Consider the following 24,821-nt stretch of genomic DNA (forward strand, 5'->3'; position numbering starts at 1 on the left):
GGTCGCGGAGGCCGACGCGGACGAGGTGGTCGTTCACGAATCGGCCATCGGGGTCGATGCGCTCGTAGACGGCACGGGCGTCGGCCAGTCGCGGCACGACCGCCTCGAGCCGTTCCCGATCGAACAGGTGCAGCTTGCCCCAGTGCGGCCGGGCCTCGAAGGGCGCAAGGGCGGCCTCGATGTCGACGAGCGCGGCCCGCACCTCCGCGTCGCGGTTCTCCCAGGTGAAGTGGATGATCACGCTGTCGCGCTGATACGCCGGACTGAGCCACAGCTCGTCGGCAGCCGCCGTGCGCACCTCGGTCACGATCAGGTGCTCGCGGAACCCGTCGGCGATCTCCCGCACCGCCGCGAGCGCCGCGGCGCCGTTCGCACGATCCACGAAGTACTCGGACTGGATCTCGTCGCCGCGGCTCGGTTCACTGTCGGCGCGGAAGTGTGGCAGGCGCAGGTACCAGGGCCCCGCGGTTCCGAGTTCGGTGATGTTGTCGCCCATCCCCAGCGGCGAGATGTTCTCGGGCGAGAGCGCGGCGTCCAGGACGGCGGCGGCCGCAACGACCTCGGCGTCGGCCACCCGACGCTTCACCCAGAGGGGGCCGGCAACCTCGTCCCACCGGCTGAACAGCGACACGCTGTCGCCAGCACCGGTGACGGCATCGAGATTCGCCAGCAGGGTGTCCCAGGTCAGCCCGTGATACACGTCCTGGCGCACCAGGTAGTCCGCTTCGATCTCGAGGTCCAGGTCCACGACGATCCCGAAGGCACCGACACCGACCACGAGAGCCGGGAAGTCGGCGTCGCCCCGGGAGACCTCGCGCAGCTCGCCCGATGCGTCGAGGTAGCGCAGTGAGCGCACGGCCGTGCTCAGCACGCCGCGGGCGTCACCCGAACCGTGGGTGGCGGTCTGCGTGGCCCCGCCCACGTTGATGTGCGGGAGGGAACCCATGTTGTGCAGCGCGAATCCGGCGCGGTGCAGCTGCTCGGCGACCACCGCATACCGAGTACCGGCGGTGACCCGAGCGGTGCCGGCCGCCGCGTCGACGATCGCCGGCGCCTCCAGTCCGGTCACGTCGATCAGCGTGCCCGTGGTGTCGGGCACGTCGGTGAAGGAGTGGCGCGTGCCGAGCGCATGCACCGGTCCCGGTTCGGCGAGCGCGGCGCGGATGTCGTCCACGCTGCTCGCCGTCACGATCCGCGGAGATGCGTAGGTGTAGTTCTGTGCCCAGTTCTGCGGCATGTCCGTCCTTCGTGCGAGCCGTCATTGGATGAACCCGACGATACAGGCCGACCGGTAAACCGCTTAGCTTCGTGACGGAGGGGCGACATGAAGCCGGCCACGATGGCCGAAAACTGGTCAACCGGTTATGTTCGTGAGGTGGAGAAGACACCCTCTTGGTGGCGCGATGACGCTCGCCCCTGGCACAGCGGCGCCTGGACCCTCGACCTGCGCGGCGATGAGATCGCCGACATCGCCTTCGACGGAGTGGTCGTGGTTCGCGCCATCCGAGCGGCCGTGCGGGACGCCGGCTGGCTCACCGTCCCGACGACGGTCGTCGCGACGCGCATCGGTGCGGACAGCATCGAGCTGAACCTGGAGCAGGTGGGCCTCGGGGCCCGGGTCACCGGCACGGTGACCATTCTGACCTCCGGCCCGGAGCTGCGGGTGTCCTGGCGGGCCGTCAGCCATGACGCGTTCCGCACCTGCCGCATCGGCCTGGTCGCACTGCACCCGGCCAGCTGGGCGGGCACCGCGGTCACCATCGATCACACCGACGGCACACGAGAGGAGTCCGCATTCCCGCGCGACATCCGCCCACACCAGCCGCTGATGGACATTCGACGCCTCACGGCGATCCGCGATGGGATCCGTTTCGAACTCGCTTTCACCGGCGACGTGTTCGAGACGGAGGATCAGCGCAACTGGACCGACGCGTCATTCAAGACCTACAGCCGTCCTCTCGCATTGCCGTACCCGTACGATCTGCCGGCCGGCGAGCAGGTCGACCAGTCGATCACGATCCGAGCCGACCGGGTGAAGGCCGCCGCGGCGGTGCACGACGGCCCGCAGCTGCTCGAGCTGGTCGCCGGCGGGACCTTCCCGGAGATCGGGGTCGAGGCTTCGACGGCCTCCGAACCGCAGGCCGCGTCGGCAGACGGCGGGTTCCGCGTGGTGGAGCTCGATCTGCGAACCCCGACCTGGCGCGCCGCACTGCACCGTGCGGCCGCCGACGGGCGTCCGCTGGTGGTGCACCTCGTCGTGCCCGCATCTGACGCGCCGCTCACCGAGGCGGCGGCGGCACTGGCGGCACTCGCGGTGCCCTCGACGCGCGTGGCCGCCTTCGACGCTGTCGAACACGTCAGCGACGCGGCGGTGATCTCGCGCACGCGTGCCGCGCTCGCGCGAGTCGGTCTGGACGTCACCGTCATCGGCGGCGCCCGCTCGCACTTCACCGAGCTGAACCGGGAACGCGAGCGCATCTCCCGCGACGTCGACGGCTACGCCGTCACCCTGACGCCGCTCTTCCACACCCTGGACACCGAGCAGCTGGTGGAGTCGCTGACCATGCAGCGGGTGATCGCCGCGCAGACCGCGAGCTACGCGGCCGGTCGCCCGGTGCACGTCGGCCCCGTCGCGCTGCGCCCCCGCTTCAACAACGTGGCAACCTCCCCGGAGCGCCTGCCCACGCGCACCGATCTGGCGGAGGGCTACGGCGCGGCGTTCACCGGCGCGACCGATGACCGCCAAGCCACCCCCGAGCTGGCCGCCTGGACGATCGCCTCCGCCGCCGCTCTGGCGGTTCCGACCACCGCGTCGGTGTCGTTCTTCGAGACCACCGGACCGCGCGGCATCCGTGCAGCAGACGGCACCCCCAGACCGGTCCTGGCCGCGATCTCCGCGCTCGCCGCGCTCACCGGCGCCGAACTCCTCCACCAGCCGGCCGCGGCAGAGGTCTGGGCGATCGGCGCCCGCACCGCAGAGAAGACGACGATCCTCGTCGCGAACCCGACATCCGTCGATCGACGCGTCACCGTGCGGATCCCCGGCCGCGACACCCCCGCGACCATCCCCGCCGACTCCTGGATCCGCATCGAGGGGTGACCCGGGTCAGCGCCAGTCGTGCTCCGGGGCGAAGCCCAGGCGCACGACGATCTTTCGCGCGGAGAACAGCGACTCGTACTCGCCCAGGTCCGCGGCGACCGGTGTGCCCGGGAACCAGCGTTCTGCGACCACGCGAGAGGGATCGGCGACGCCGGACTGCGGATGCGTGACGTTGTACACCTCGAAGCCCGGCTCGGCGTGCTCGAGGGCGAGCTGGACGGCCAGCGCTCCGTCCCGCGCGTCGATCCAGGACCCCAGCAGATCACGGCGGTAGCCCGGCTCCCCCGCACGCTCGAACGTGGCATACTCGTCCGCCCCCACCACGTTGGTGAAGCGCAGCGCGGTGATCGATGTGCCCTCGGCCCAGTTCACAAGCTGGGCGCTGATGGCCTCCTCGGCGATCTTGCCGAGCGCATAGGTGTTGTAGGCGGCGGCGACGGACTCATCCAGCGGCAGAGACGGCGGCGCCACCTCGAAGGGGAAGCCGGTGGCCGTGATGCTGGATGCCGTGACGATCCGGCGGATCCCGGCGCGGTAAGCCGCGTGCAGGACGTGAAAGGAGGCCGTGACGTTGTTGTCGAACGTGGCGGCGTCAGGAATCAGGCCGTTCACCGGCACGGCTGCCAGGTGCACCAGCGCATCCACCCCGCTGTGGCGCGCGGTCACTCCGAGCAGGGCATCCAGCACCTGCCCGTAGTCGGCGAGGTCCACCCTGGTGAAGCCCGGCCCGGCGGGGCCGGCGAGATCCAAGCCGATCACCTCGTGTCCCAGGTGGCGCAGGCGCTCCACCGTCGCACGCCCCAGCTTGCCGCCGCTGCCCGTCACCGCGATGATCATGCGATCTCCTATTCAACCCTGAATTGAAACGTACCAACGCCAGTATGACAGGCGTACCTCCCGCTCAGCGCAGAGGCGACGGTTGCCTCGCGACCTCAGGATGAATATTGTTTCGTTAGCGAATCATCAACGCGCACGCCGGAGGGACCGGCTGGGGATGGGGCCGAGAGAACACGGCCGAGAGGAAGCACCGGTGCCGACGAGCAGTTACAACCGTCCCCTGGACGGTCAGGTTCGCCTCATGACCAAGGTTGCGCGAATGTACCACGAGCGCGGCATCCGGCAGGCGGACATCGCGGACGCGATGAACATCTCGCAGGCGAAGGTCTCCCGCCTCCTGAAGCGTGCGGCACAGACCGGCATCGTGCGCACGACGGTCACCGTCGCTCCCGGGCTGCACGCGGACATCGAGGAGCAGCTCGAACAGCGCTACGGCATCGCAGACGCTGTCGTGGTGGACGTGGACCCCGAAGCCGACGGCGCCGAACTGATCGCCGCCCTGGGTTCCGGCGCTGCGGCCTACTTGGAGGCGACGCTCTCCGGAACCGACCGCATCGGCATCTCCTCCTGGAGCCAGACCCTGCTCGCCGTCGTTGACCGCATGCGACCGTTCACCGCTCGCGGCGCCACCGAAGTCGTCCAGCTGCTGGGCGGCAACGGCGCACCCGAGGTGCAGGGGCACAGTCACCGACTGCTCGGCGAGTTCGCTCGTCTGCTCGGTGCCGAACCCGTCTACGTGCAGGCACCCGGCATCGTCGCCAATCGCGAGATCCGAGACTCGCTGCTGGCCGATGACGCGCTCCAGCAGCTCGCCCGCCACTGGGAGCGGCTGACGCTGACCGTGCTCGGCATCGGAAACATCGAGCCGAGCGATGTGCTGATCACGAGCGGCAACGCGTTCACCTCCACCGAACGCGCTCAGCTGCTCGCGGACGGCGCGATCGGCGACATCTGTCACCGTACGTTCCGCCCCGACGGCACGCCCGTGCTGGGAGAGCTCGACGAGCGCGTGGTGGCGATTCCGATCGATGACCTGCTGCGCGTCCCGCGCCGCGTCGGCGTGGCAGGCGGCCCTCACAAGGTGGAGGCGATCCGCGGTGCGCTGGCCGGTAAATGGGTCAACGCGATCGTCACCGACCTCACCACCGCCCAGGCGCTGCTGGCCTGAGGCTCCGGCTCAACCGAACGAATCAGCGGCGGGGACGCCGCTGCGGCTCACTCGTCGTCGTCGACAGCCTCATCGTCGTCGTCATCGTCATCGTCATCATCAGCGTCACCGTCGAGACGCGCCTCGAGCTCGGCGATCTCCGCCCGCACCGCAGCGACCACCCGCAGATCGTCGTCGTAGAGATCGCGGAAGTCGGACTCCGGTTCGACCATCTGCGTGAGCAGCGCGATGCCGCGCTCGAGGTGCGCATCGAGTCGATCGAGGTCACCGGGCCAGATGTACGAACGGCCGAGCACGGCGAGCAGATAAGAGGCGGCACGGATCTGGTCGTAGTCGTCGTCGGTGGCGAAGGCGGCCTCGATCCGCGCATCCACGTCAATCCCATCGAAGAAGCTGCTGAACCAATCCGAGGCTCCGTCGCTGTCCCACGGCTTGCTTCCCCACGTGCCCATCCGGTCTCCTCTGCTCGGATGCAGCAGGGGCCGCATCGCGTCGACCCGATCGACGCTACCAGCGGCGATCGGGTCGCGGGGCGGATACCGAGGGTCTCCTCAGGCGGCGGCGAGGGTGTCGCGGAGCCGTTCGATACCGGGCTCGAGACTGGTCAGCACCGGCACGCCGACCGAGACGGCGTCGGCCGCCGATGCCATGGACGCCTGCGCCAGCACGACGACATCCGCCGTGGCGGCGAGCCGCTCGATCGCGGCACCGACGAGGCGGTCGTGCTCGCCGCGGTCGCCGCCGGACACGGCAGCGAAGGCTCCCTCCACCACCTCGCTCACGATGCTCGGCGCCACGCCCGCAACGGCGGCGCGTTCGGCGATCAACCGGGTGGTCGGAGCGAGCGTGGTGGACAACGTCGCGATCACGGCGATCCGGGAGCCCTGTGCCACGGCACGGTCAGCCATGGCCTCGTCGATGCGCAGCACCGGGATGCCCAGCCGCTCGGACAGCGGTGCCGCGAACTCGGAGATCGAGGAGCAGGTGAGCATCACGACGGACGCCTGCGCGTCGCGCGCCGCCCGCACCAGGTCCTCGAGCCTACCCTCCACCGATGATGCGCGCTCGGCGTCGCCGAGGTCCTTCACGATCTTGTCGTCGAGGTAGTTGACGCTCTCCACACCCGGGAGGATGCGCGAGGTGAGTTCGGCGACGGGGCCGATGACGACGGCACCGGTGTGCAGGAACGCGATGCGCTCGGTGGTCATGCTGTCATCCCTTCACGGAACCGGCCGCCAGGCCGGTCATGATCTTCTTGTTGAGGAACACGAACACGATGAGCAGCGCCACGATGTTGATGCTGATCGCCGCGAACAGCGGTCCGAACTGGGTGGAACCATACTCGTCGTTCATGCTGAGAAGGCCGACCTGAATGGTGGCCAGATCCGGATTGGTGGTGAAGGTGAGGGCGATCAGCAGGTCGTTCCAGACGCTGAAGAACTGCACCAGCGACACCGTGAGGATGGCGTTCTTCATCAGTGGCATCGCGATCACGAAGAACGAGCGCAGCGGGCTGCAGCCGTCCATCGTCGCCGCCTCGAAGATCTCGCGGGGGATCGCGCGGAAATAGGTCGCCATCAGGAACGTCGTGAGTGGCAGACCCATCACCGTGTAGGTGATGATCAACGGCCAGAGCGAGTTGGTGATGCCGATCTTGAAGTAGACCGTGAACAGCGGCACGAGGATCATCTGGCCGGGCACCATGATGCCCGCGAGGATCAGCAGCAGCGTCGCGTTGCGGCCCTTCCAGATCATCACCTCGAGCGCGTAGCCCGCGGCCACGCCCAGCAGCACGATCAGCGCGACCGAGGGCAGTGTCACCAGGAGGCTGTTGCGATAGTTGGTCGCCACGTTGCCACGCGTGAGCGCCTGCACATAGTTGTCGAGGTTGAACGCCTCCGGCAGCGCCCAGGTGGGGTTGGAGAGAAACTCGGTCTGCGTCTTGAACGAGCCGAGGATGATCCACACCTGCGGGTACAGCACCACGATCAGCAGGATCGCGACGATGATCCATACCGGGAGCCGACGCAGCACGCGCACGACGGAGCGGGAGAGCGGGCGGCGCGGAGCGACCTTGCGCGCGACGGCGTCGGCCTGGATGAGGGTCTGGGTGGCGGTCACGTCAGGATTCCTTCGTCTGCTTGGCCGAGGTGCGGAACACCGCAAGGGTGAACACGAGGCACAGAAGCGTCAGCACCAGCGCGATCGTGCTGCCGTAGCCGTATTCGGCGTAGTCGAACGCCGTGCGATACATGTACAGCGTGAGCGGTGCGGTGGTGGTTCCCGGCCCGCCGCTGTTCAGCGCGAGCAGGCTGTCGAAGACCTTGAGGGTGGAGTTGAAGCTGAAGATGATCGAGGAGATCAGGATCGGGGCCGACAGCGGGAGCACGATGTGGCGGACCAGGCGCAGCCCGTTGGCGCCGTCGATGCGAGCGGACTCGATGACCTCGTCGGGGATGTCCAGCAGACCGGTGAACATGAGCACGGCGTAGAAGCCCATCGAGCTCCACCACGTCATCGCCAGAGCGACGCCCATCGTGCCGACGGTGCTGGCGAGGAACTCCTGGCTGGGGATGCCGAAGAAGTTCAGCAGCTCATTGACCGGACCCTGGTTGTCCCCCACCGCGACGAACGAGCGGAAGAGCAGCGCGACGGCCACGGTGGGCAGCACCATGGGGAAGAACACCGCGGTGCGGATGAAGGCCGAGCCCTTGCGCAGCACGAACACGTAGAGCAGTGCGAGCAGGTAACCCAGCACGATCTGCCCCGCCGTGGCGAGTACGGCGAAGATCACGCTGACCCACAGCGACTGGATCGCCGCCGGGTCGTTCACGAACTTCGCGAAGTTGTCGAGCCCCACGAACTCGAAGCCGCGCAGGTTGTTGCCCTCGAAGAACGACAGGCCGAGCGACCACGCCACCGGCACGAGCTTGAGCAGCGTGTACAGGACGAGGGTGGGCCCGAGGAGGATGATGATCGTCTTGCGATCACCGAAGACGCGGTTCATAGGCGTGCGGCTTTCATGAGGCGGTCGGCCCGCTGCCCTGCGGCGGCGGGCCGACCTGTGTCATCAGAGTCCGAGAGGACCGGAATTACTTGTTCTGATCGATACTCTGCTGCAGCTGCGACATGTAGTCGGCTGCGGAGAGCTGGCCGTTGACGAGCAGCGACATGTTGGACTGCGCGAGGCTGGTGGACTTGGCATCCATCAGTGCCTCGAACCACAGCACCGTCTCGGTGACCTCCGCAACCTTCTGCTGCACGGTCTCGGTCATCACCGGCAGATCGGTGACCTCCTGGTTGACCTTGAAGCCCGAGATCACGCCGGCGTCCTGGAGGGCCTGCGCGCCGTAGTTCTCGGCGATGCAGGAGAGCCAGTCCGCCGTCTTCGGGCCGAAGCTCTTCGGGTTCATCGCGAACGCGGTACCGGCGTTCGCCGGCCACTGATCGATCGAGCCCTTGCCGCCGTCGACGGCGGGGAACGGCATGAAGCCCACGTTCTCCTCGCCGATCTTGTTCTGCTCGGGGTCATTGATGTTGCTGAGCAGCCAGGTGCCGTCGAACTTCATGGCGGCGGTGCCGGTGAGGAAGTCGTTCGTGGCGGCCGCCGGGTCCTTGGAGATGAATCCGTCACCGAAAGCGCCGGACTTCGCGAGGTCTGCGACGGCCTGTGCCGCATCGACGTAGGCTTCGTCGGTCAGCTTGGCCTTGCCGTCACGGATGTCGGTCATGGCGGTGGTGCCGAGCTCACGGAACGCGTACATGCCGATCAGGCGGGTGACCGGCCACATGGCGGCACCCGACACAGCCAGCGGCGTGATGCCGGCAGCGGTGATCTTCTTGTTGGCGGCGAGCAGGTCATCCCACGTCTGCGGCTCCGTGATGCCGAGGTCCGCGAAGATCTTCTTGTTGTAGAAGATGCCCTCAAGGTTGTACTGGTACGGCAGCGAGACGAACTGGCCGTACACGTTCTCGATCGTGGAGGACGCGGCGGGCAGCACCTGGTCGCGCACGCCCAGGTCGGTGAGCGCCTTGTCGTAGTCCAGGAGCAGTCCGGCCTTGCCGAGGTCGCCATCGGGGCGCACCATCGCGGTGCCCGCGATGAAGTGGCTCGGCAGCGCGTCCTGGCTGGCCAGCAGGGTGACCTTCTGCACGACGTCAGCTTGGGCGACGGTCTGGTGCTCGAGCGGCAGTGCGTCGTTCTCGGCCTTGCAGGCACCGGCCGCGAGCGCGTCCAGCTCCTTGGCCAGGGTCGGGTTCTCGTTCGCCGTGAGGACGGTGAAGCTCTTGGCGTCGGTGCCGGTGGCGGCGCCGGCATCGCCGCCGGCGGTGCTCTCGCCGGTGCTGGAGCCCCCAGCGGAGCAGGCGGCGAGCGCGCCGACGGTGAGGGCGACGAGGCCGGCACCGAGCAGGGCACGGGGGGTGCGGCGGGTGTTCATAGGGCGTCCTCCTTGACGACGGCCATGCGGTGTCTGTTACCGATTCGACAGTACGAAGATTCGGGGTGCGTGTCAACACTCAGTGCTGAAATTCTATTCATTTCGACGTGGATCGTGGTTATACTGCAAATCCGGGCAGTGCCGACGAGGCCCTGCGCGAACGGGCGACGGCGCCTTTCCGCCGCCCGTCGCCCCCGCGAATCCACGCACGACTGCGGACCTCACCCGTCCGCGCAGGAGGACGTCACCCATGACGACGACATCGCCACACGCTCCGCTTCGGCCACTCGGCGCGTCCCACGCCCGGTGGGCGAGCGGCTTCTGGGGCACCGTGCAGCAGCACACCTTCCACACCTCCATCGAGGCGATGTGGGAGTCGCTCAGCGATCCGGCCGTGAGCCCCGGTCTGCGCAACTTCCAGGTGGCGGCCGGGCTCGAGCCCGGCCAGCATGACGGCCCGCCGTTCATGGACGGCGACTTCTACAAGTGGCTGGAGGCGGCGATCGCGCGCCTGGAGGTGGCACCCGACCCCGAGCTCGCCGCGCGCATCGACGAGCTCGCGCACCTGATCGCGTCGGTGCAGCGCGAGGACGGCTACCTGCACACCCCCACCCTGATCTCCGAGCGCACCGCGAGCGCGGCCACCGGCGAAGAGGCCGCCGTCGCCCTCGCAGATCGCTTCCACTTCGAGACCTACAACCTCGGTCACCTGATCACGATGGGCGTGCGCCACTACGAGGTGACCGGCAGCGAGGTGCTCCTGAACACCGCTCGCGGTGCCGCGTCGTTCCTGGAGGATCTGGCCACCAACAAGCCGGTGGAGCTGGCTCGCAGCGCCATCTGCCCCAGCCACTACATGGCCGTGCTCGAGCTCTACCGTGCCACCGGGGAAGAGCGTTATCTGCGCCTCTCGGAGGCGTTCCTCACGGTGCGCGACGACTTCGAGGAGGGCGGCGACGACAACCAGGACCGCATCCCGGTGCGCGAGCAGAAGGTGGTGGCCGGCCACGCGGTGCGCGCCAACTACCTTTACGCGGGCCTCGCCGACCTCGTCGCGGAGACGGGTGATGAGGAGCTGACCGCCGTGCTGTCGAACCTCTGGGACGACGTCATCGACACGAAGCTCTACATCACCGGCGGCTGCGGTGCGCTCTACGACGGAGCCTCCCCGGACGCCTCCCCGTGGCAGCAGGACATCAGCCGCGTGCACCAGTCGTACGGGCGCGCCTTCCAGCTGCCCAACACCACAGCGCACAACGAATCCTGCGCCAACATCGGCATGATCCTCTGGAGCGAGCGGATGCTGGCGGCGACGGGCGACGCCCGCTACGCCGACGTCATCGAGCAGATCGCCTACAACAGCCTCCTCGCCGGGATCAGCCTCGACGGCCGCGAGTACTTCTACACCAACGCGCTGCGCCAGGTGCGTGATCTGCCCTACGCGCTTCGTCGTCCCGGCGACACCGGCCAGCACCCCGTCCCCGCTCCCCCTGCGTCCGACGCACGCCTGCGCGAGAGTTACCTCAGCTGCTTCTGCTGCCCGCCGAACACGGTGCGCACGCTCGCGCGCTTCCATGAGCGCGCCGCGTCGCTGTCTGCTGAGGGCCTGTTCGTGCACCAGTACGGCGGCAGTGAGCTGAGCGTCGAGAACGAGGACGCATCGCTGAGCCTCCGCGAGGACAGCGACTACCCGTGGAGCGGTCGCCTCGTGTTCACCGTCACCGCCGCGACCGGTGCTCTGCCGTTGCACCTGCGCATCCCCGGCTGGGTCGCCGGCGCCACTCTGATCGTCGCGGGGGAGGCGCACGCGGTGTCCGCTCCGGGCAGCTACACGCGCATCGAGCGCACGTGGGCCGTGGGCGATGAGATCATCCTGGATCTGCCGATGCCCGTCACTGTGCTCCGCGGCAACCGGCTCGCGGAAGAGGTCACCAACCAGGTCGCGATCCGCCGCGGACCGGTGGTCTACGCGCTGGAGAGCGCCGATCTTCCCGCGAGCGTCCTGCTCGAGCAGGTGGCGATCCGCCGCGGCACCGTCTTCACCCCGGTGGAGACGGAGATCGCCGGAACGCGCGTCATCGCGCTGGAGGCCGAGTTCGCCGTCCTGCCCGCCACCCCCGACGCACTCTACGGCGAGCTCGACGATGCTCCGCTGGCGAGCACGTCCGCCCGCCTGGTCCCCTACTTCACGTGGGGCAATCGCGGGGTCGGCGAGATGTCCGTCTGGCTGCCGATCGCATGGTGATCCCGATGAACACCGACGCCGTCATCGCCACCTACGCCATCGAGACGTCCTTCGCTCTGCAGCATGCCGCCGAGGTGCTCGCCGGCGAGCAGTCAACCGGCACGTTCGTACGGGTGGAGCGCGAATCCGACGACCTGCGCGCACGCTTCGCCGCTCAGGTGGTCGAGGTGCAGGAACTCCCGCTCACCGGCGCGAGCGCACTGCCCGGCTCATCGGGCGATCCGTCCCAGCGCCGCCGCGGTCTCATCCGTCTGCGTTTCCCGCTGTCGAACTTCGGCCCCTCGCTGCCCAACCTGCTCGCGGCCGTCGCCGGCAACCTGTACGAGCTGAAGGAGCTCGCCGCGATCAAGCTGGTGGATCTGGAGCTGCCCGCGCCGTTCGCCGAGCGGTACCCGGGCCCGCGCTTCGGCGTGGCCGGCACGCGCCAGCTCATGGGGCGCCCCACGGGCGCCATGCTGGGCACCATCGTGAAGCCGTCCATCGGCCTCAGCCCGGAGGATCTCGCCGACCTGGTGGGTGAGCTGGCCACCGCCGGGGTGGACTTCATCAAGGACGACGAGCTGCAGGGCAACGGTCCGGCAGCCCCGCTCGCCGCTCGCGTCGCCGCCGTGATGCCCGTGCTGAAGCGCCACGCGGACCGCACCGGCGTCATGCCGATGTACGCGTTCAACATCACGGATGACATCGGTCGCCTGGAGGCCAATCACGATCTGGTGGTCGCGGCCGGGGGCACCTGCGTGATGGCGTGCGTGAACCTCGTGGGATTCGCCGGCCTGGAGTTCCTGAGTCGGCACACCGAGGTCCCGATCCACGGGCACCGGACGATGATCGGTTCCCTGATCCGATCCGAGCAGCTGGGCATGAGCTACCGTGTCTGGCAGAAGATCGCCCGCCTGAGCGGCGCGGATCACCTGCACACCAACGGCATCAGCAACAAGTTCTACGAGACGGACGAGGAAGTGCTCGCATCCATCAGCGCGGTGCGTGAGCCGCTGCTCGGGATCACGCCCACGGTGCCGGTGCTCTCCAGCGGGCAGTGGGCGGGTCTCGCTCACGCCACCTACCGCGCCGTGGGCACGACGGACCTGCTGATGCTCGCCGGCGGGGGAATCCACGGCCACCCGGACGGAGCACAGGCCGGAGTGCGCAGCCTGCGCGAAGCGTGGGCGTCGGCGCAGGCTGGTGAGAGCGCCGAGGACGCCCTGGCGTCATCCGAGTCCCTGCGTCGCGCCTCCGAGCTGTTCGGACCCGTGCGTGTCTGAGACCGGCACCGCTGCGCGCGTCGCCTACTACGGCGACGACTTCACCGGGAGCGTGGACGTGCTGCTGCAGTTCGCGCGTCACGGGTGGTCGGGCCGGCTCTTCACGGCAGACCCCGACGACGCGCTGCTCGCACGGGCGGTCGCGGAGGGCGTAGAGGTCATCGGCATCGCCGGGATCTCTCGCTCCCTCGACTCCGCCGCGCTCACCGCGGAGGTGACACCGCGCCTGGCCCAGCTCCTGCGCACCGGTGCTCCGCTGATCCAGTACAAGGCGTGCTCGACGGCCGATTCCGCGCCCGAGGTGGGCAGCATCGGACGGGTGATCGAGATCGGTCGCGAGGTCGTCGGCACCGCGGTGGTGCCGATGCTGTTCGCCCAGCCCGATTTCGGTCGCTACACCGTCTTCGGCCAGCATTTCGCTGCGGAGAACGGCGTCGTCCATCGCCTGGATCGACAGCCGACCATGTCGAATCATCCCTCCACCCCGATGCACGAGGCGGACCTCGCGCGGCACTTCTCCGCGCAGACCGATCTGCCCATCGGCGGCATCGCTCGCACGGACTTCGACGATCTCGCCTCCCGGATCGACGCGTCATCAGCGGCCGCGGTGGTGCTCGATGGCCTCGACGAGGGCGATCTACGCGCGGTCGGTCGGGCGATGGTCGAGCTCTCGGGACCACGCCTCGTGATCGGCTCCGGAGGACTGAGCTGGGCGATCGGCTCGACCGATTCGCGATCCGGGGCGGGCATCCCCCGCACGGGTACCGCGACCGGACCGATCCTCGCGGTCTCAGGTTCACGATCGGCCGCCACCCGCCGCCAGGCACAGGCCGCCGCAGACGCCGGGTGGCTGGTGCTGCCGTTCGATGACGACGCCGTCCAGCTCCCCCGCGTGCTCGCGGCGCTGTCAGCCGGTCGGAGCGTGGTCCTGACGGCCGATGACGCGGTGCTCCCCGACGACGTGCAGCCGCTGGTGGCGATCGCCGCCGCGGCGGCCCGGGCCGTGCGCACCGCGGCGGAGGCCGGCGTGACGCGTCGCATTGTGGTCGCCGGGGGCGATACCTCCGGACGCGTGACTCGCCTCCTCGGCGTGGACTCCGTCTCGATCGCCGCCAACCCCACGGACAACGTGGTGCTGCTCACGGCCCACTCCGTTATCCCCGCGATCGACGGTCTGGAGCTGTTACTGAAGGGCGGTCAGGTCGGCGCCGATTCCCTCCTGACCTCCCTCCTCGCCTGAATCGCTCCCGCTCGTTCAGAGACTGGAGGACGTCGAGAGGCGCACGGTCCAGGTCGTCCGATCCCGGGGGATGCGGTACTGCTCGGGGAGGGCGGGACCCACGGAAGCGGAGCCGAGGCCCTGCTGCGCGTGGTCGATGTTGAGCCACACGCTTCCCGAGTCGCGCAGCTGGTGCGGCTTGTCGGCACGTGCCAGGTCGTGCGAGGTCCACCGTCGCGCGGTGAAATCGAACGTCTCCGCGCCCTCCACGCGCAGCACAGCACCCGTGCTCCCTGCCATCTCCAGCCAGCGCGTCTGGACGTGGTTGCCGTTCTCCTGCGGCACGGGATACGCCACCTGCAGGTCATCGACGCTGGCCGCGAAGCGACCGATCCGAGAACCCGCGAAGGAATCGACGTAGGTCTCCCCCGGCCCGCGCCCGAACCAGGTCACCCGATCCTGCTCGGCCGACAGCTCGAACCGCAGCCCGAGACGCGGCACCAGGATGTCCCGATTCAGATAGGGCGTGTTCGTCCACGCTCCGACGAAGTCCACGGCCACGTGCAGCAGCACCCCGTCGCCGTCCGCCTCCCAGGCGAACTCCCACTTGACGCCGTGCGGATGGGTGCGCGGCGCGGTCTGGCCGCGTACCCGGAGGCGACCGGACTCAGCGTGCACCTCGTCGACACGGTGCAGCAGCCGGTCCAGCATCGTCTTGTGCCACACGGCCGCGACATTGTTCGTGTCACCCTGGCCGCGGTCGTTCTCGGTGGGCGCGCGGTACAGGTCGAGCACCGGCCCCGCGATGATCAGGTCGCCGAGGCCATGCAGCCGTCCGGTGCGCAGATCGAAGCGCGCCGGCCCGACGCGGTGTCGGCTCGGGTCGGCCGAGTCCTGTCGCCGCACGTCCGGAACGGGTCCGCGAGTTCCAGCATCGTCCGCGCCCGTGTCCGCGGCGACACACTGACCCCAGGACACCACGTGCCCCGCTGGCGCCCAGCGGGTGTCGGTCGCGAGCACCGCCTCCACCGTAACCACGGCGTCGGGCCCGGACACCTGCGCCGCCGGGGGCAGGGTGACGATGCACGCGTCCCCCGGCTCCAGCACCGGTGCGTCGAGCAGCCCGGACGCCGTGATCACACCGTCCACCTCCGCCTGCCAACGCAGCTCCAGATCGGCCGTCGATGTGCTGTGACGCTCGCTCACGATGCGGACCTCTGCGGCCCCGACGTCGATGTGCACCGTCTCATGCGCCTTGGCCAGCTCGATGAGGCCCGGCGTGGGCGTCCGGTCGCTGAACACCAGTCCGTGCAGCCCGAACCGACCGCCGCGCGGCTCGTACTCGATGTCGTCGCCGTGCAGGATGACCTCGGTGCCGTCGGGAAGCCGATCCGCGAAGCCGTGGTCGATCCACTCCCAGACGAACGCGCCGCACAGCCGCTCGTGCGCGCGGATGATCCGCCAGTAGTCCTGCAGCCCGCCGGGGCCGTTGCCCATCGCGTGCGCGTACTCGACCAGCAGGAACGGCAGCCCACGGCGGCGCTCGTCATCGGCGTCCGTGATGCCGTCAGGAGCGTCATCGTCGGCGTCGAACACCATGCCGTGCATGCTGAGCCGGCCACCGCGGGGTTCCTCGCGTCGACCGATCCGCTCCAACAGCTCCAGCGACGGGTACATGAGGGAGTAGAAGTCCGAGTCACGGTAGCGCGGGTCGCGCTCGTACAGCACGGCACGCGAGGGGTCGCGCTGGTCGAGCCAGCGTCGCATGTCAGTGAAGGCGCTTCCCGTCATGCTCTCGTTCGCGAGGGACCACACCACCACGCTGGGGCTGTTCTTGTCCCGCTCCACCGTGCGCACGAGACGATCCATGATCGCGTCGTGCCATTCAGGCTGTGCGGGCGGGTTGTGCTCCCACCCCTCGTAGATGAAGCCGTGGGTCTCCAGGTCGACCTCCACCACCACCCACAGTCCGTACTCGTCGCAGAGCCGGATGAAATCCGGGTGCGGCGGGTAGTGGCTGGTGCGAACGGCGTCGATGTTCGCGCGTTTCATCAGCTCGATGTCGCGGATCATCGTCTCGCGGTCAAGGGTGCGCCCGGTGCGCGGATGGTGCTCATGACGGTTGACCCCGCGGAAGGTGACCGCGCGTCCGTTGACGCAGAACACCCCATCGACCACCTCGACGCGACGAAAGCCGATCGCGAGGGCGATGCTCTCGCCCGTGGAGCGCAGCGCGCCGCGGTACAGCCGCGGGCTCTCCGCGCTCCAGGGATCAACGGGGATTCGGACGCTCTCGCCGGTGCGCAGCCCGGTGATCCCCAGCTCGGGGACGTCCACGAGAGCGGGCACGGTCGCATCGACGCGCAGGGTGCCGAGGCCGGTGAGGTGGTCGTAGTCGGCATGCACGAAGTGGTCATCGATGGCGCCCGCGGGCCGGTGGATGAGCTCGACGTCGCGGAAGATGCCCGGCAGCCACCACATGTCCTGGTCTTCGAGGTAGGTGCCCGCCGACCATCGATGCACGCGGACGGCGAGCACGTTCGGGCCGGGCCGCAAGATGACATCGAATTCGAAGGGCAGCCGCGAACCGGTGGACCAGCCCAGCTCCTCGCCGTTCAGCCACACCTTCGCGCAGGAGTCGACGCCCTGGAATCGCAGCACGGCGGCACCGAAATCGGCGGGGACGTCGAAGGTCAGCCGGTAGTCCCCGGTGGGGTTCTCGGCGGGGATCCGGGGCGGGTCCAGCGGGATCGGATAGGCGGTGTTGGTGTAGAGCGGTCCTTCTTCCGTACCCAGCATGCGTCGCCGGTCGCCGCCCGCAAGCGGCGTGAACTCTTCGAGGACCCAGTGCGCGGGCACCGCCATCGGGTCCCACGACGAGTCGTCGAAATCGTCGCGGATGAAAGCCGGACCGGTGCCGTCGGCGGTCGGGCTCAGACGGAACCGCCACGTTCCGTTCAGGCTCAGCACACGCGCGTCCGAGAGGGCGTCGGCACGCGCGGCTCGCCGCCCGCTGCCGGGGGCCGTGCTCTCCCAGTACGCGTCCCGCGGGGATCGAGTGTCGGGCATCATCACGCGGCGCCGCTCTGACCCGTCCGGTATGCCGCGTCGTCCACCGGTGTCGGCGCGGGGCCCATCGAGGCGAGGGCGGCAACGAGTTCGGCGGGGATATCCACCTCGGCGAGCTCGCGCACCTCCGCGAGTCGGTGTGCGGAGGTGGTGCCGATGACGGTGTGATCGACCAGGGGTGAGCGCGTGGAGAACTGAAGGGCGATCGCCGCCAGCGGCACCCCGTGGGTTGCGCAGAGCTGCTGCACGTCGCGCGTCCAGGCGAGAAGATCCGCGTCGGCGGGACGGTACTGATAGCTGGCACCCGCCGTCGGACCCGTCGCCAGCAGCCCGCCGCCGAACACCGCGGCGTTGAAGACGCGCAGTCCGCGCTCGCGCGCCTGCGCGAACAGAGAGGCAGCGGAGTCGTCCACGAGCGTGAACCGGTTGTGCACGAGCACGGCATCGAACGCCCCGGTCTCCACGTACGCCTGCACCAGCGGAACAGGCCCGGCAGCGATCCCGATCGCTCCGGCGACGCCCTCATCCCGCAGCGCCACCAGCGCCGCCACCGCCCCATCCGCAGCGGTAGCCTGCGCGAACGTGATCGTGTACGGATCGTGCAGATGCAGCACCGGAACGCGGTCGATGCCGAGACGCGTGAGGCTCTCTTCCACGGAACGTCGCACGCGATCCCCATCGAAGACGCCGGTGACCGGGTCCGCATCCACCTTGGTGATCAGGCGGGCGGCAGCGTCCGCCCGCTCGGTCGGCGAGAGCGTAGCCAGCACATCACCGATGATCGCCTCGCTCCGGCCGCCGGCGTAGTTGTTGGACGTGTCGAGGAAGCTGTCCACCGAGCGCAGCATCGCCCGCACGGCATCTTCGTCCCGCTCGCGTCGAGCCGGGTCTGCACCGATCCACGACGCGCCGAAGGCCAGCGTGCCGAGTGCGGGAATCGAGTCTGCGTGCGACATGAATATCCATTCCTCAATGAATTGACTTCCACACCCACTCTATCCGACTCCTATCCGATCGCGACCGCCGTCACCGTGATGCGATGGACGCCATGACCGAGGGCGGCGGCTGCGGGGCCCTCATTCACCGAGACCTCCGATGCGGCCGTCACCGGCAGATCCAGCTGCGCGGTCACACCGAACGGCACCTCCAGCGTGACCGTCAGCTCCTCGCCGGTGAGCTCCCAGGCGATCGCCAACCGCCCGTAGGACGTCTCGATCGCGGCTCGGGCGTGGTCGATGCCCCCACCGGGGCGCGGGGCGATGCGCGCGACGCGGTACCCGGGCGCGGCCGGAGCGATGCCGGCGACCGTGCGATACACCCAGTCGATCATGGCCCCGTAGGCGTAGTGGTTGAAGGACAGCATGCTGCCGCCCTCGGAGCTTGCTCCCGCGTCCATGTCGCCGGGGTTGATGCTGCCGTCCGGCAGGATGGCGTCCCACCGCTCCCACACCGTGGTCGCCCCGCGATCCACCTGATAGAGCCAGCTCGGCGCCTCACGACGCAGCAGCATCCGGTAGGCCTCGGCGAGGTGGCCGTTGTTCGAGAGCGCGAACAGCACCAGCGGCGTGCCGAGGAATCCGGTGGAGATCCGACCGTCGATCGCGCGGACATCCGCCGCGAGCGCATCGGCGATCGTCGAGCGCTCGTCGACGGGGGCGATCTCGAACTCCAGCGCCAGCGCCGCCCCGGTCTGGGTGGTGGCCGCGTCCGCGCCCCAGCGGCGCCAGGTGGCGTCCGCGACGCGATCCGCGAGCGCGTCGTACTGGTCGCCACGGGCGAGATCTCCCACCAGCCGCTCCGCCCGCGCCAGCAGTCGCGCGGACCGGACGTAGAAGGCGTTGGCGACATAGTCGCTGGACACCTTCGCCAGCCACGGCCGGTCACCCGGGGCGTCCGGGTCCAGCCAGTCTCCGTACTGGAACGGCTCTGTGGGCAACACGAGACCTTCACCCGCACGCCGACGCAGGTGCTCCACCCAGGCGCGCATGCTGCCCAGCTGCTGCACCAGAACCTCGTCGCTGCCCGAGGCCTCGTACGCCGCCCACGGCACGATGGTGGCGGCGTCGGCCCAGCCGGCGCGGCCCATGTTGTCGACCGGGCCCTCGCCCATCCGCATGTCCTCAAAGCGGATGATGTCGGGGACGATGCTGGCGACGGCGCCGTCGGCACCCTGATCGGCGGTGAGGTCGTGGAGCCAGGTGCGCCAGAACGCCTCCGTGTCCATGATGGTGCTCGCAGTGGCGGCGAAGGCCTGCGCGTCGCCGGTCCAGCCGAGGCGTTCGTCCCGCTGCGGGCAGTCGGTGGGCACCGAGACGAAGTTGTCGCGCTGCGACCAGCGAACGTTCTCGTGGAACCGGTCCAACGCGGGATGGGAGGAATGGAATTCGCCGCGCTGCGGGAGGTCGGAGGAGATCGCGCGTGCGGTGGCGGACACCACCTCCGCACCGGCCACGTCGGCGAACTGGAAGCCGTGGAAGGTGAACTGCGGCTCCAGGACGTGCTCTCCGTCTCGATCCAGCACGTAGGTGTCCGTCGCCTCCGCGGATCGCAGCGCGGCGGTGTGGAGGTCACCTGACGGCTCCAGGATCTCCGCGTGCCGCACCCGCACGACATCGCCGGCGCGCCCGCGCACGACCAGGCGCACCCAGCCGGCCACGTTCTGCCCCGCGTCGAAGCGCGCGGCTTCCTTGCCGTCTCGGCGTTCCAGCCGGCGCATGGGCAGTTCCGCCACCACTCGGATGGGCGGGGCGGATCGCGGTTCGAAGACCTCCGGGTCGTGGTCGATCACGTCGACACCCGCCCAGGCGCTGTCATCGAACGCCGGGGTGTGCACGGCGGCGAGGGCTCGCGTGAAGTCGACCTCGGTGCCGTCATAGATGCTCGCGCCGCGAACGGCACCGAACCCGCCGCGCCAGCTCGCGTCCGTCGCGACGATGACGCCGTCCGGCCCGTCGAGCTGAGCAATGGCCCCGGAGCGTTCCCCGTAGATCTCGGTGCGCCAGGCGAAGCCCATCCGGCCGCGGTACCAGCCATCGCCCACCTCGAGGACGATGACGTTCCCCCCCGCCACGAGCAGCTCGGTCACGTCGTGGGTGTCGACGAGGATGCGCTGCTGATACGACGTCCATCCAGGCGTGAGGTAGGCGTCCCCGACGCGCCGCCCGTTGATCCACGCATCCACGAGCCCCAGCGCGCTGAGGCGCAGCCGCGCTGTCGGGGGCACATCGGGCAGCGAGAAGACCCGGCGCAGCACCTGCACCGGCCCCTCGACCGGGCTGGGGATTCCGATGACGCGCGCCTGGAGGGCCGATCCGGGCAGGCCCGCCTCCACCGTGATCGGCTCGCTCCATGCGGTCCACCCCTGCTGCGTCGCAATCCGTACGGCGTACGTCAGCGAGGTACCCGGCTGCGGATCGGGAACGAGAACCCCGACTGCGGCGGGCGATTCGATCACGTCTCCGGGCACGAGCGCGCCGGCGTCCGTCCCGGTGGCGATCTGGTACGCCACCTGCTCGGCACCTGGTGTGCTGGAGGACGCCTGCCAGCTCAATCGGGTGCCGCGTGCGGGAACCCCGAGCAGGCCCGCACCGTGCTGACTGCGCACGAGAGTGAGCCGAGTGGCGGAGTCGATCACGGAGTGGGGGGCGATCATGCCGATCCTTTCGAACGCGCTGCGTCGCGGCGTCACCCCGATTCTGAATCGATTCACGGGTGGAAGTCAAAACCTGGACGGCGAAGAAGGACGACACATCACGATCCGCGTCACCGGGAAGCGGACTGAGGGTCTGAGCATCGTCGAGGTCCCCGAACGCGGGAGCTGTCGCGACCTCGCGCTCGTCCAGTCCATGTTCTGAGTGCGGCCGCCCTGGGCGGGCGGCGAGGCGCCGACTTGAATTGACCGCATCGTTTCATCCAACGAAGGAGTACCGATGAGCGTTGTGGTTCAGACGAATGCCTGCGTGGGCGCGGGACAGTGCGCCCTGGTGGCCCCGGACGTTTTCGACCAGGATGACGACGGCATCGTGCTGCTGCTGGAGCCTGACCCGGAGGGCGCGGATCTCGATGCCGCGACGCGTGCCGTGCGACTCTGCCCCGCGCGCGCCATCAGCCTCACCTCCTCATGAGCGATCGCGTCGTGGTCGTCGGCGCCTCGATCGGCGGACTCACGGCCGCGGAGACCCTGCGACAGGAGGGTTACGCCGGCGAGATCGTGCTGATCGGCTCCGAAGCACACCTCCCCTACAACCGCCCGCCGCTGTCGAAGCAGATCCTGCTTGGGGACTGGGAGGGTGACGACGCCGTCATCCGCACGGAGACAGAGCTCGCCGAACTCGACATCCGGGTGCGCACCGGATGCCGCGCAACGGGTCTGGATGTGAACGGACGGGTGCTGCACACCGAGCAGGGCGACGTGGCGTTCGACCAGCTGATCATCGCCACCGGCACCGCGCCACGCGCCCATGCCGCCGTGCCATCGGCGCTCACCCTGCGCACTCTGGACGATGCGATGCAGCTTCGCCGCCGCCTCCGATCGGCTCGCCGCGTCGCCGTGATCGGCTCGGGAATCCTGGGATCGGAGATCGCGAGCGCCGCGCGCAAGCACGAAGCGGCCACGCTGCTGATCGGCCGCTCCGCCTCGCTGGGATTCGGCGGCGTCGGCGCCCTGCTCTCCGACCAGCTGATCGCCCTGCACCGAGACCACGGTGTCGACCTGTCCCTCGGCACCGAGATCGTCTCGAGCACCGTGACCGCCTCCGGAGCCACCGTCCTGACCTTCCGCGATGGCAGCTCGCACGAGGTCGATCTCGCCGTCGCGATGATCGGCGGAACGCCCCAGACCCGATGGCTCCGCTCCTCGGGACTGGACGTGTCCGACGGTGTGGCCTGCGACATCGTCGGCGAAGCGGCGCCCGGAATCTCCGCGGTGGGCGATGTCGCCGCGTGGACCGATCCGATCTCCGGCCGGCCGCGCCGCGTGGAGCATCAGAGCTACGCGATCGAGCAGGCCATCGCGGTGGCGCTGCGCCTCCAGCATGGACGTGACAGCACGCCGCCGGTTCCGCTGTTCTGGTCGGAGATCCACGGGGTGCGCATCAACGCGTACGGCTGGTTCGACCCCACGCACCGCCTCACCGATGACACTCCCGCCGAGGAGACCCCCGAGCGTCGTGTCTACGGCAGTCGCGATGACCGCGGCGATCTCCGCGGCGTCATCGGCTGGAACGCCACCCCCCGCGCGTTCCGCGCGGCGCGCGCCGCTGTCGTGACCGCGCCCCATTCCATCCCTGTTCCCGAAGGAGTCTGACCATGTCGATCCCCGCCGAATGCCCGTTCCACGCCCGCTCGCTGCCCGGTGATGGCACGCCGCTGACCCCGTCACCGCAGCTCGCGGCATGGCGAGAGGAGGGGGCCTTCGTCCCGCTGGATTTCCAGGACGGGCACGAGGGACTCGTCGCCACGCGCTACGACGCCGCGGTCGCCGTGCTGCAGGATCCGCGCTTCAGCATGCGCCCGAGTCGCATGCCGCTCGGTCCCGGCGACGCGGAGGCGGGCGGCTCCGCGCACGGCGAGCGCGCCGAGGCCGAGGCGGTACCCCTCGAGCTGCCGGGAGCTCTGGATGAAGCGGGACAGGCGTCCGACGCTCTCAACCTGCTGAACCTGGACGGCGACGAGCACGCCAAGCTCCGTCGCTCCGTGATGCCCCGGTTCTCGGTGCGCCAGGCGCGCGCTCGCGAGGAGTGGATCCGCACGATGGCGGACGAGCAGATCGAGCACCTGCGCTCTCTCGGCCCCACCGTCGATCTCTGGCGCGACTACGCGATGCACATCTCGGCTCGCACGCACTGCCACGTTCTCGGCGTGCCCGAGCACCACTACCCCACCTTCGTCGCCCTGTTCGTGGAGCCCTCCACGGCGCAGCAGAAGTACGACTTCATCCGCGCGCTGCTGGCCGAGCGCGCAGACAACCCGGGCGAGGACGTGATCACCGATCTGCTGGCCCATCCGGATCTGGATCGGATCGAGGTGGAGGGTGTGCTGCGGCTGCTCATGGGCGCGGGACGCGACTCCGTCGCCTATCTGATCGCGACCGCGTCGGTGGCGCTGCTCACCCATCCGGAACAGCTCGCCGCGCTGCGTCGGGATCCGGAGCAGATCCGCCCCGCCGTGGAGGAGTTCATGCGCGTGGGCGCCATGTTCGTGACGCTGTTTGCCCGAACCGCCGCCGAGGACGTGGAGATCGAGGGCGTGACGATTCCCGCGGGCACGTCGGTCGCGGTCTCGCCCGTGTCCGCGAACCGCGACCCGCACCACTGGGGCGCGGAGAATCCCGAGGAGTTCGACGTCGCACGTGACGCGTTCGGCCACCTCGGCTTCGGCTACGGCATCCACGGCTGCATCGGTCAGCAGGTCGCCCGTGTGGAGATCCGCACGGCCATCACCGCGCTGCTGGCGGCTTTCCCGAACCTCACCCTGGTGGACGCCGAGCAGCTGCGACCGCAGCCCTTCGCCCATCCCGTGGCCGTGTACGAGGCGGGAGCGGTGATCGCGAGCCTGGACGGCAGGGCGTCCTAGAGGAGAGCCAGCACTAGCATCATCCTTGTGACAGCAGACGATCCCGTAGTGGTCGGCGCGAACTGGTACCGGTTCGCGTCGGGCGAGCGCATCGTCAACGAGCACGTGATGAGCGTCTCTTTCGTCTGGATCATCAGCGGCGGCGGCGAGATCCATGCCGGCGGCCAGCGCTTCGTCGTGGACGCACAGCACGTTCTCCGACTGCCCTGGCATCACCGCGTCGAGTACCGCGCCAACACGCGCTCCCCGTTTCACATCGGCACGTTGCACGTGGTCCCCCGCCACGACACCAGCGTTCCGGTGACGCCGCGGGTCGCCTTCCTTCCGGGCGACCCGCTGCTCGCCGACCCCGCCCGCCACGGCGACCCGACGCAGTTCGCCCCGGGCGTCTCGTCCATGCACGCGGGCGCGGCGCGGCGGATCACCCAGTACGGTGCCATCGCCATCGAGCGACTGGCCGAGGGCGGGTTCGACGAGGACTACTTCCGAGCGCTCGGGCGTCTGATCATGATCGATAATGCAGCGTGGACCTCGGATCACGCCCAGCACGCCGTCGTGCCGGGATCATTGGAGCTGATGATGACCTTCATTCGTCACCACATCGCCGAGCCGCTGACCGTGAAGCGCGTGGCCGAGGCGGCGAAATGCAGCGAGACCACGGCACAGCGACTCTTCCCCCGCCACACCGGCGAGTCGCTGCAGTCGTGGATCCGCCACGTGCGTCTGCAGGAGGCGGCGCGGCTGCTTCGCACCACGGGGCTGCGGGTCAGTGAGGTCGCCCAGCTGGTGGGATACGTGGATCCGCTCTACTTCTCGCGGGCGTTCCGACGGGCGTTCGGCGTCGCGCCCAGCCAGTTCGCGCGCGCCACGCTGCGTCCCTGAACGTTTGAGCGAGTGATCGTCGGGTCC

At 69.2% G+C, this 24,821-nt stretch carries 20 protein-coding genes; 10 read left to right on the forward strand and 10 right to left on the reverse strand.

Annotated elements, in window-relative coordinates; all coding sequences use genetic code 11:
• A partial coding sequence (locus ACI3KU_RS15665; protein WP_404923247.1) for a D-arabinono-1,4-lactone oxidase occupies nucleotides 1–1,237 on the reverse strand: 1,237 nt, incomplete at its 3' end.
• 87 nt (nucleotides 1,238–1,324) lie between these two features.
• On the opposite strand from ACI3KU_RS15665, the gene ACI3KU_RS15670 reads away from it, so the two are divergent.
• The gene (locus tag ACI3KU_RS15670) at nucleotides 1,325–3,100 is read left to right on the forward strand and encodes a hypothetical protein (RefSeq protein WP_404923248.1); all 1,776 of its coding nucleotides are present in this window, start codon (nucleotides 1,325–1,327) and stop codon (nucleotides 3,098–3,100) included.
• A gap of 6 nt (nucleotides 3,101–3,106) precedes the next feature.
• Here the strand turns inward: ACI3KU_RS15670 and ACI3KU_RS15675 are convergent, their stop codons facing one another.
• Nucleotides 3,107–3,937 (reverse strand): NAD-dependent epimerase/dehydratase family protein, encoded by an 831-nt coding sequence (locus ACI3KU_RS15675; RefSeq protein WP_404923249.1) that lies wholly within the window; start codon nucleotides 3,935–3,937, stop codon nucleotides 3,107–3,109.
• Between the two features lie 193 nt (nucleotides 3,938–4,130).
• Between ACI3KU_RS15675 and ACI3KU_RS15680 the strand changes: the two genes are divergently transcribed.
• On the forward strand, nucleotides 4,131–5,105 hold the full coding sequence (locus tag ACI3KU_RS15680; RefSeq protein WP_404923250.1) for a sugar-binding transcriptional regulator: 975 nt from the start codon (nucleotides 4,131–4,133) through the stop codon (nucleotides 5,103–5,105).
• A gap of 47 nt (nucleotides 5,106–5,152) precedes the next feature.
• Here ACI3KU_RS15680 and ACI3KU_RS15685 read toward each other — a convergent pair whose 3' ends face one another.
• From ACI3KU_RS15685 to ACI3KU_RS15705, 5 genes are all read right to left on the reverse strand, one after another.
• The gene (locus tag ACI3KU_RS15685) at nucleotides 5,153–5,557 is read right to left on the reverse strand and encodes a hypothetical protein (protein ID WP_404923251.1); all 405 of its coding nucleotides are present in this window, start codon (nucleotides 5,555–5,557) and stop codon (nucleotides 5,153–5,155) included.
• 99 nt (nucleotides 5,558–5,656) lie between these two features.
• Nucleotides 5,657–6,313 (reverse strand): aspartate/glutamate racemase family protein, encoded by a 657-nt coding sequence (locus tag ACI3KU_RS15690; protein ID WP_404923252.1) that lies wholly within the window; start codon nucleotides 6,311–6,313, stop codon nucleotides 5,657–5,659.
• Between the two features lie 4 nt (nucleotides 6,314–6,317).
• Nucleotides 6,318–7,226, reverse strand: coding sequence for a carbohydrate ABC transporter permease (locus ACI3KU_RS15695; protein WP_404923253.1), 909 nt, complete (start codon nucleotides 7,224–7,226; stop codon nucleotides 6,318–6,320).
• Between the two features lies 1 nt (nucleotide 7,227).
• The gene (locus ACI3KU_RS15700) at nucleotides 7,228–8,112 is read right to left on the reverse strand and encodes a carbohydrate ABC transporter permease (protein ID WP_404923254.1); all 885 of its coding nucleotides are present in this window, start codon (nucleotides 8,110–8,112) and stop codon (nucleotides 7,228–7,230) included.
• 85 nt (nucleotides 8,113–8,197) lie between these two features.
• On the reverse strand, nucleotides 8,198–9,544 hold the full coding sequence (locus ACI3KU_RS15705) for an ABC transporter substrate-binding protein (protein ID WP_404923255.1): 1,347 nt from the start codon (nucleotides 9,542–9,544) through the stop codon (nucleotides 8,198–8,200).
• Nucleotides 9,545–9,794: 250 nt separating this feature from the next.
• Between ACI3KU_RS15705 and ACI3KU_RS15710 the strand changes: the two genes are divergently transcribed.
• From ACI3KU_RS15710 to ACI3KU_RS15720, 3 genes are read left to right on the forward strand one after another with little or no spacing between them, the layout of a single operon-like run.
• Complete coding sequence (locus ACI3KU_RS15710) at nucleotides 9,795–11,789, forward strand: glycoside hydrolase family 127 protein (protein WP_404923256.1); 1,995 nt, start codon at nucleotides 9,795–9,797, stop codon at nucleotides 11,787–11,789.
• 5 nt (nucleotides 11,790–11,794) lie between these two features.
• On the forward strand, nucleotides 11,795–13,051 hold the full coding sequence (locus ACI3KU_RS15715) for a RuBisCO large subunit C-terminal-like domain-containing protein (RefSeq protein ID WP_404923257.1): 1,257 nt from the start codon (nucleotides 11,795–11,797) through the stop codon (nucleotides 13,049–13,051).
• Entirely contained in the window at nucleotides 13,044–14,291 is a 1,248-nt protein-coding gene (locus ACI3KU_RS15720; RefSeq protein ID WP_404923258.1) for a four-carbon acid sugar kinase family protein, read from the forward strand. The genes ACI3KU_RS15715 and ACI3KU_RS15720 overlap by 8 nt, the downstream gene beginning before the upstream one ends.
• A 15-nt stretch (nucleotides 14,292–14,306) precedes the next feature.
• Here the strand turns inward: ACI3KU_RS15720 and ACI3KU_RS15725 are convergent, their stop codons facing one another.
• Genes ACI3KU_RS15725 through ACI3KU_RS15735 form a run of 3 tightly spaced genes read right to left on the reverse strand, consistent with a single transcriptional unit; the run spans nucleotide 14,307 to nucleotide 20,991 of the window.
• Nucleotides 14,307–17,342, reverse strand: a complete 3,036-nt coding sequence (locus ACI3KU_RS15725; RefSeq protein ID WP_404923281.1) for a glycoside hydrolase family 2 TIM barrel-domain containing protein — start codon at nucleotides 17,340–17,342, stop codon at nucleotides 14,307–14,309.
• Nucleotides 17,342–18,295: an aldo/keto reductase gene (locus tag ACI3KU_RS15730; protein WP_404923259.1), complete on the reverse strand. Its 954-nt coding sequence runs from the start codon at nucleotides 18,293–18,295 to the stop codon at nucleotides 17,342–17,344. Before ACI3KU_RS15730 ends, ACI3KU_RS15725 begins: the two co-directional genes overlap by 1 nt.
• Nucleotides 18,296–18,345: 50 nt before the next feature.
• Complete coding sequence (locus tag ACI3KU_RS15735; protein WP_404923260.1) at nucleotides 18,346–20,991, reverse strand: family 78 glycoside hydrolase catalytic domain; 2,646 nt, start codon at nucleotides 20,989–20,991, stop codon at nucleotides 18,346–18,348.
• Here ACI3KU_RS15735 and ACI3KU_RS15740 point away from each other — a divergent pair.
• From ACI3KU_RS15740 to ACI3KU_RS15760, 5 genes are all read left to right on the forward strand, one after another.
• A complete protein-coding gene (locus tag ACI3KU_RS15740; protein ID WP_404923262.1) occupies nucleotides 20,990–21,193 on the forward strand; it encodes a hypothetical protein in 204 nt (67 codons plus the stop codon). The two genes, ACI3KU_RS15735 and ACI3KU_RS15740, sit on opposite strands and share 2 nt — an antisense overlap.
• A 75-nt stretch (nucleotides 21,194–21,268) precedes the next feature.
• Nucleotides 21,269–21,463, forward strand: a complete 195-nt coding sequence (locus tag ACI3KU_RS15745; RefSeq protein WP_404923263.1) for a ferredoxin — start codon at nucleotides 21,269–21,271, stop codon at nucleotides 21,461–21,463.
• Nucleotides 21,460–22,644, forward strand: coding sequence for an NAD(P)/FAD-dependent oxidoreductase (locus tag ACI3KU_RS15750; protein WP_404923264.1), 1,185 nt, complete (start codon nucleotides 21,460–21,462; stop codon nucleotides 22,642–22,644). Before ACI3KU_RS15745 ends, ACI3KU_RS15750 begins: the two co-directional genes overlap by 4 nt.
• A 2-nt stretch (nucleotides 22,645–22,646) precedes the next feature.
• Entirely contained in the window at nucleotides 22,647–23,912 is a 1,266-nt protein-coding gene (locus ACI3KU_RS15755) for a cytochrome P450 (protein ID WP_404923265.1), read from the forward strand.
• Between the two features lie 27 nt (nucleotides 23,913–23,939).
• Nucleotides 23,940–24,794, forward strand: a complete 855-nt coding sequence (locus ACI3KU_RS15760; RefSeq protein ID WP_404923266.1) for a helix-turn-helix transcriptional regulator — start codon at nucleotides 23,940–23,942, stop codon at nucleotides 24,792–24,794.
• The last annotated feature ends 27 nt before the right edge of the window (nucleotides 24,795–24,821 follow it).

This window comes from Microbacterium sp. ZW T5_56 (genome assembly GCF_044987425.1).
Taxonomy (GTDB): domain Bacteria; phylum Actinomycetota; class Actinomycetes; order Actinomycetales; family Microbacteriaceae; genus Microbacterium.

Excerpts from the sequence above, each read along its gene's own strand:
- ACI3KU_RS15700 (WP_404923254.1), bottom strand. The coding sequence starts at position 8,112 with ATGAACCGCGTCTTCGGTGATCGCAAGACGATCATCATCCTCCTCGGG.
- ACI3KU_RS15750 (WP_404923264.1), top strand. The coding sequence starts at position 21,460 with ATGAGCGATCGCGTCGTGGTCGTCGGCGCCTCGATCGGCGGACTCACG.
- ACI3KU_RS15710 (WP_404923256.1), top strand. The coding sequence starts at position 9,795 with ATGACGACGACATCGCCACACGCTCCGCTTCGGCCACTCGGCGCGTCC.
- ACI3KU_RS15725 (WP_404923281.1), bottom strand. The coding sequence starts at position 17,342 with ATGATGCCCGACACTCGATCCCCGCGGGACGCGTACTGGGAGAGCACG.
- ACI3KU_RS15745 (WP_404923263.1), top strand. The coding sequence starts at position 21,269 with ATGAGCGTTGTGGTTCAGACGAATGCCTGCGTGGGCGCGGGACAGTGC.
- ACI3KU_RS15705 (WP_404923255.1), bottom strand. The coding sequence starts at position 9,544 with ATGAACACCCGCCGCACCCCCCGTGCCCTGCTCGGTGCCGGCCTCGTC.
- ACI3KU_RS15715 (WP_404923257.1), top strand. The coding sequence starts at position 11,795 with ATGAACACCGACGCCGTCATCGCCACCTACGCCATCGAGACGTCCTTC.
- ACI3KU_RS15735 (WP_404923260.1), bottom strand. The coding sequence starts at position 20,991 with ATGATCGCCCCCCACTCCGTGATCGACTCCGCCACTCGGCTCACTCTC.
- ACI3KU_RS15730 (WP_404923259.1), bottom strand. The coding sequence starts at position 18,295 with ATGTCGCACGCAGACTCGATTCCCGCACTCGGCACGCTGGCCTTCGGC.
- ACI3KU_RS15675 (WP_404923249.1), bottom strand. The coding sequence starts at position 3,937 with ATGATCATCGCGGTGACGGGCAGCGGCGGCAAGCTGGGGCGTGCGACG.
- ACI3KU_RS15685 (WP_404923251.1), bottom strand. The coding sequence starts at position 5,557 with ATGGGCACGTGGGGAAGCAAGCCGTGGGACAGCGACGGAGCCTCGGAT.
- ACI3KU_RS15755 (WP_404923265.1), top strand. The coding sequence starts at position 22,647 with ATGTCGATCCCCGCCGAATGCCCGTTCCACGCCCGCTCGCTGCCCGGT.
- ACI3KU_RS15690 (WP_404923252.1), bottom strand. The coding sequence starts at position 6,313 with ATGACCACCGAGCGCATCGCGTTCCTGCACACCGGTGCCGTCGTCATC.
- ACI3KU_RS15740 (WP_404923262.1), top strand. The coding sequence starts at position 20,990 with ATGCCGATCCTTTCGAACGCGCTGCGTCGCGGCGTCACCCCGATTCTG.
- ACI3KU_RS15670 (WP_404923248.1), top strand. The coding sequence starts at position 1,325 with ATGAAGCCGGCCACGATGGCCGAAAACTGGTCAACCGGTTATGTTCGT.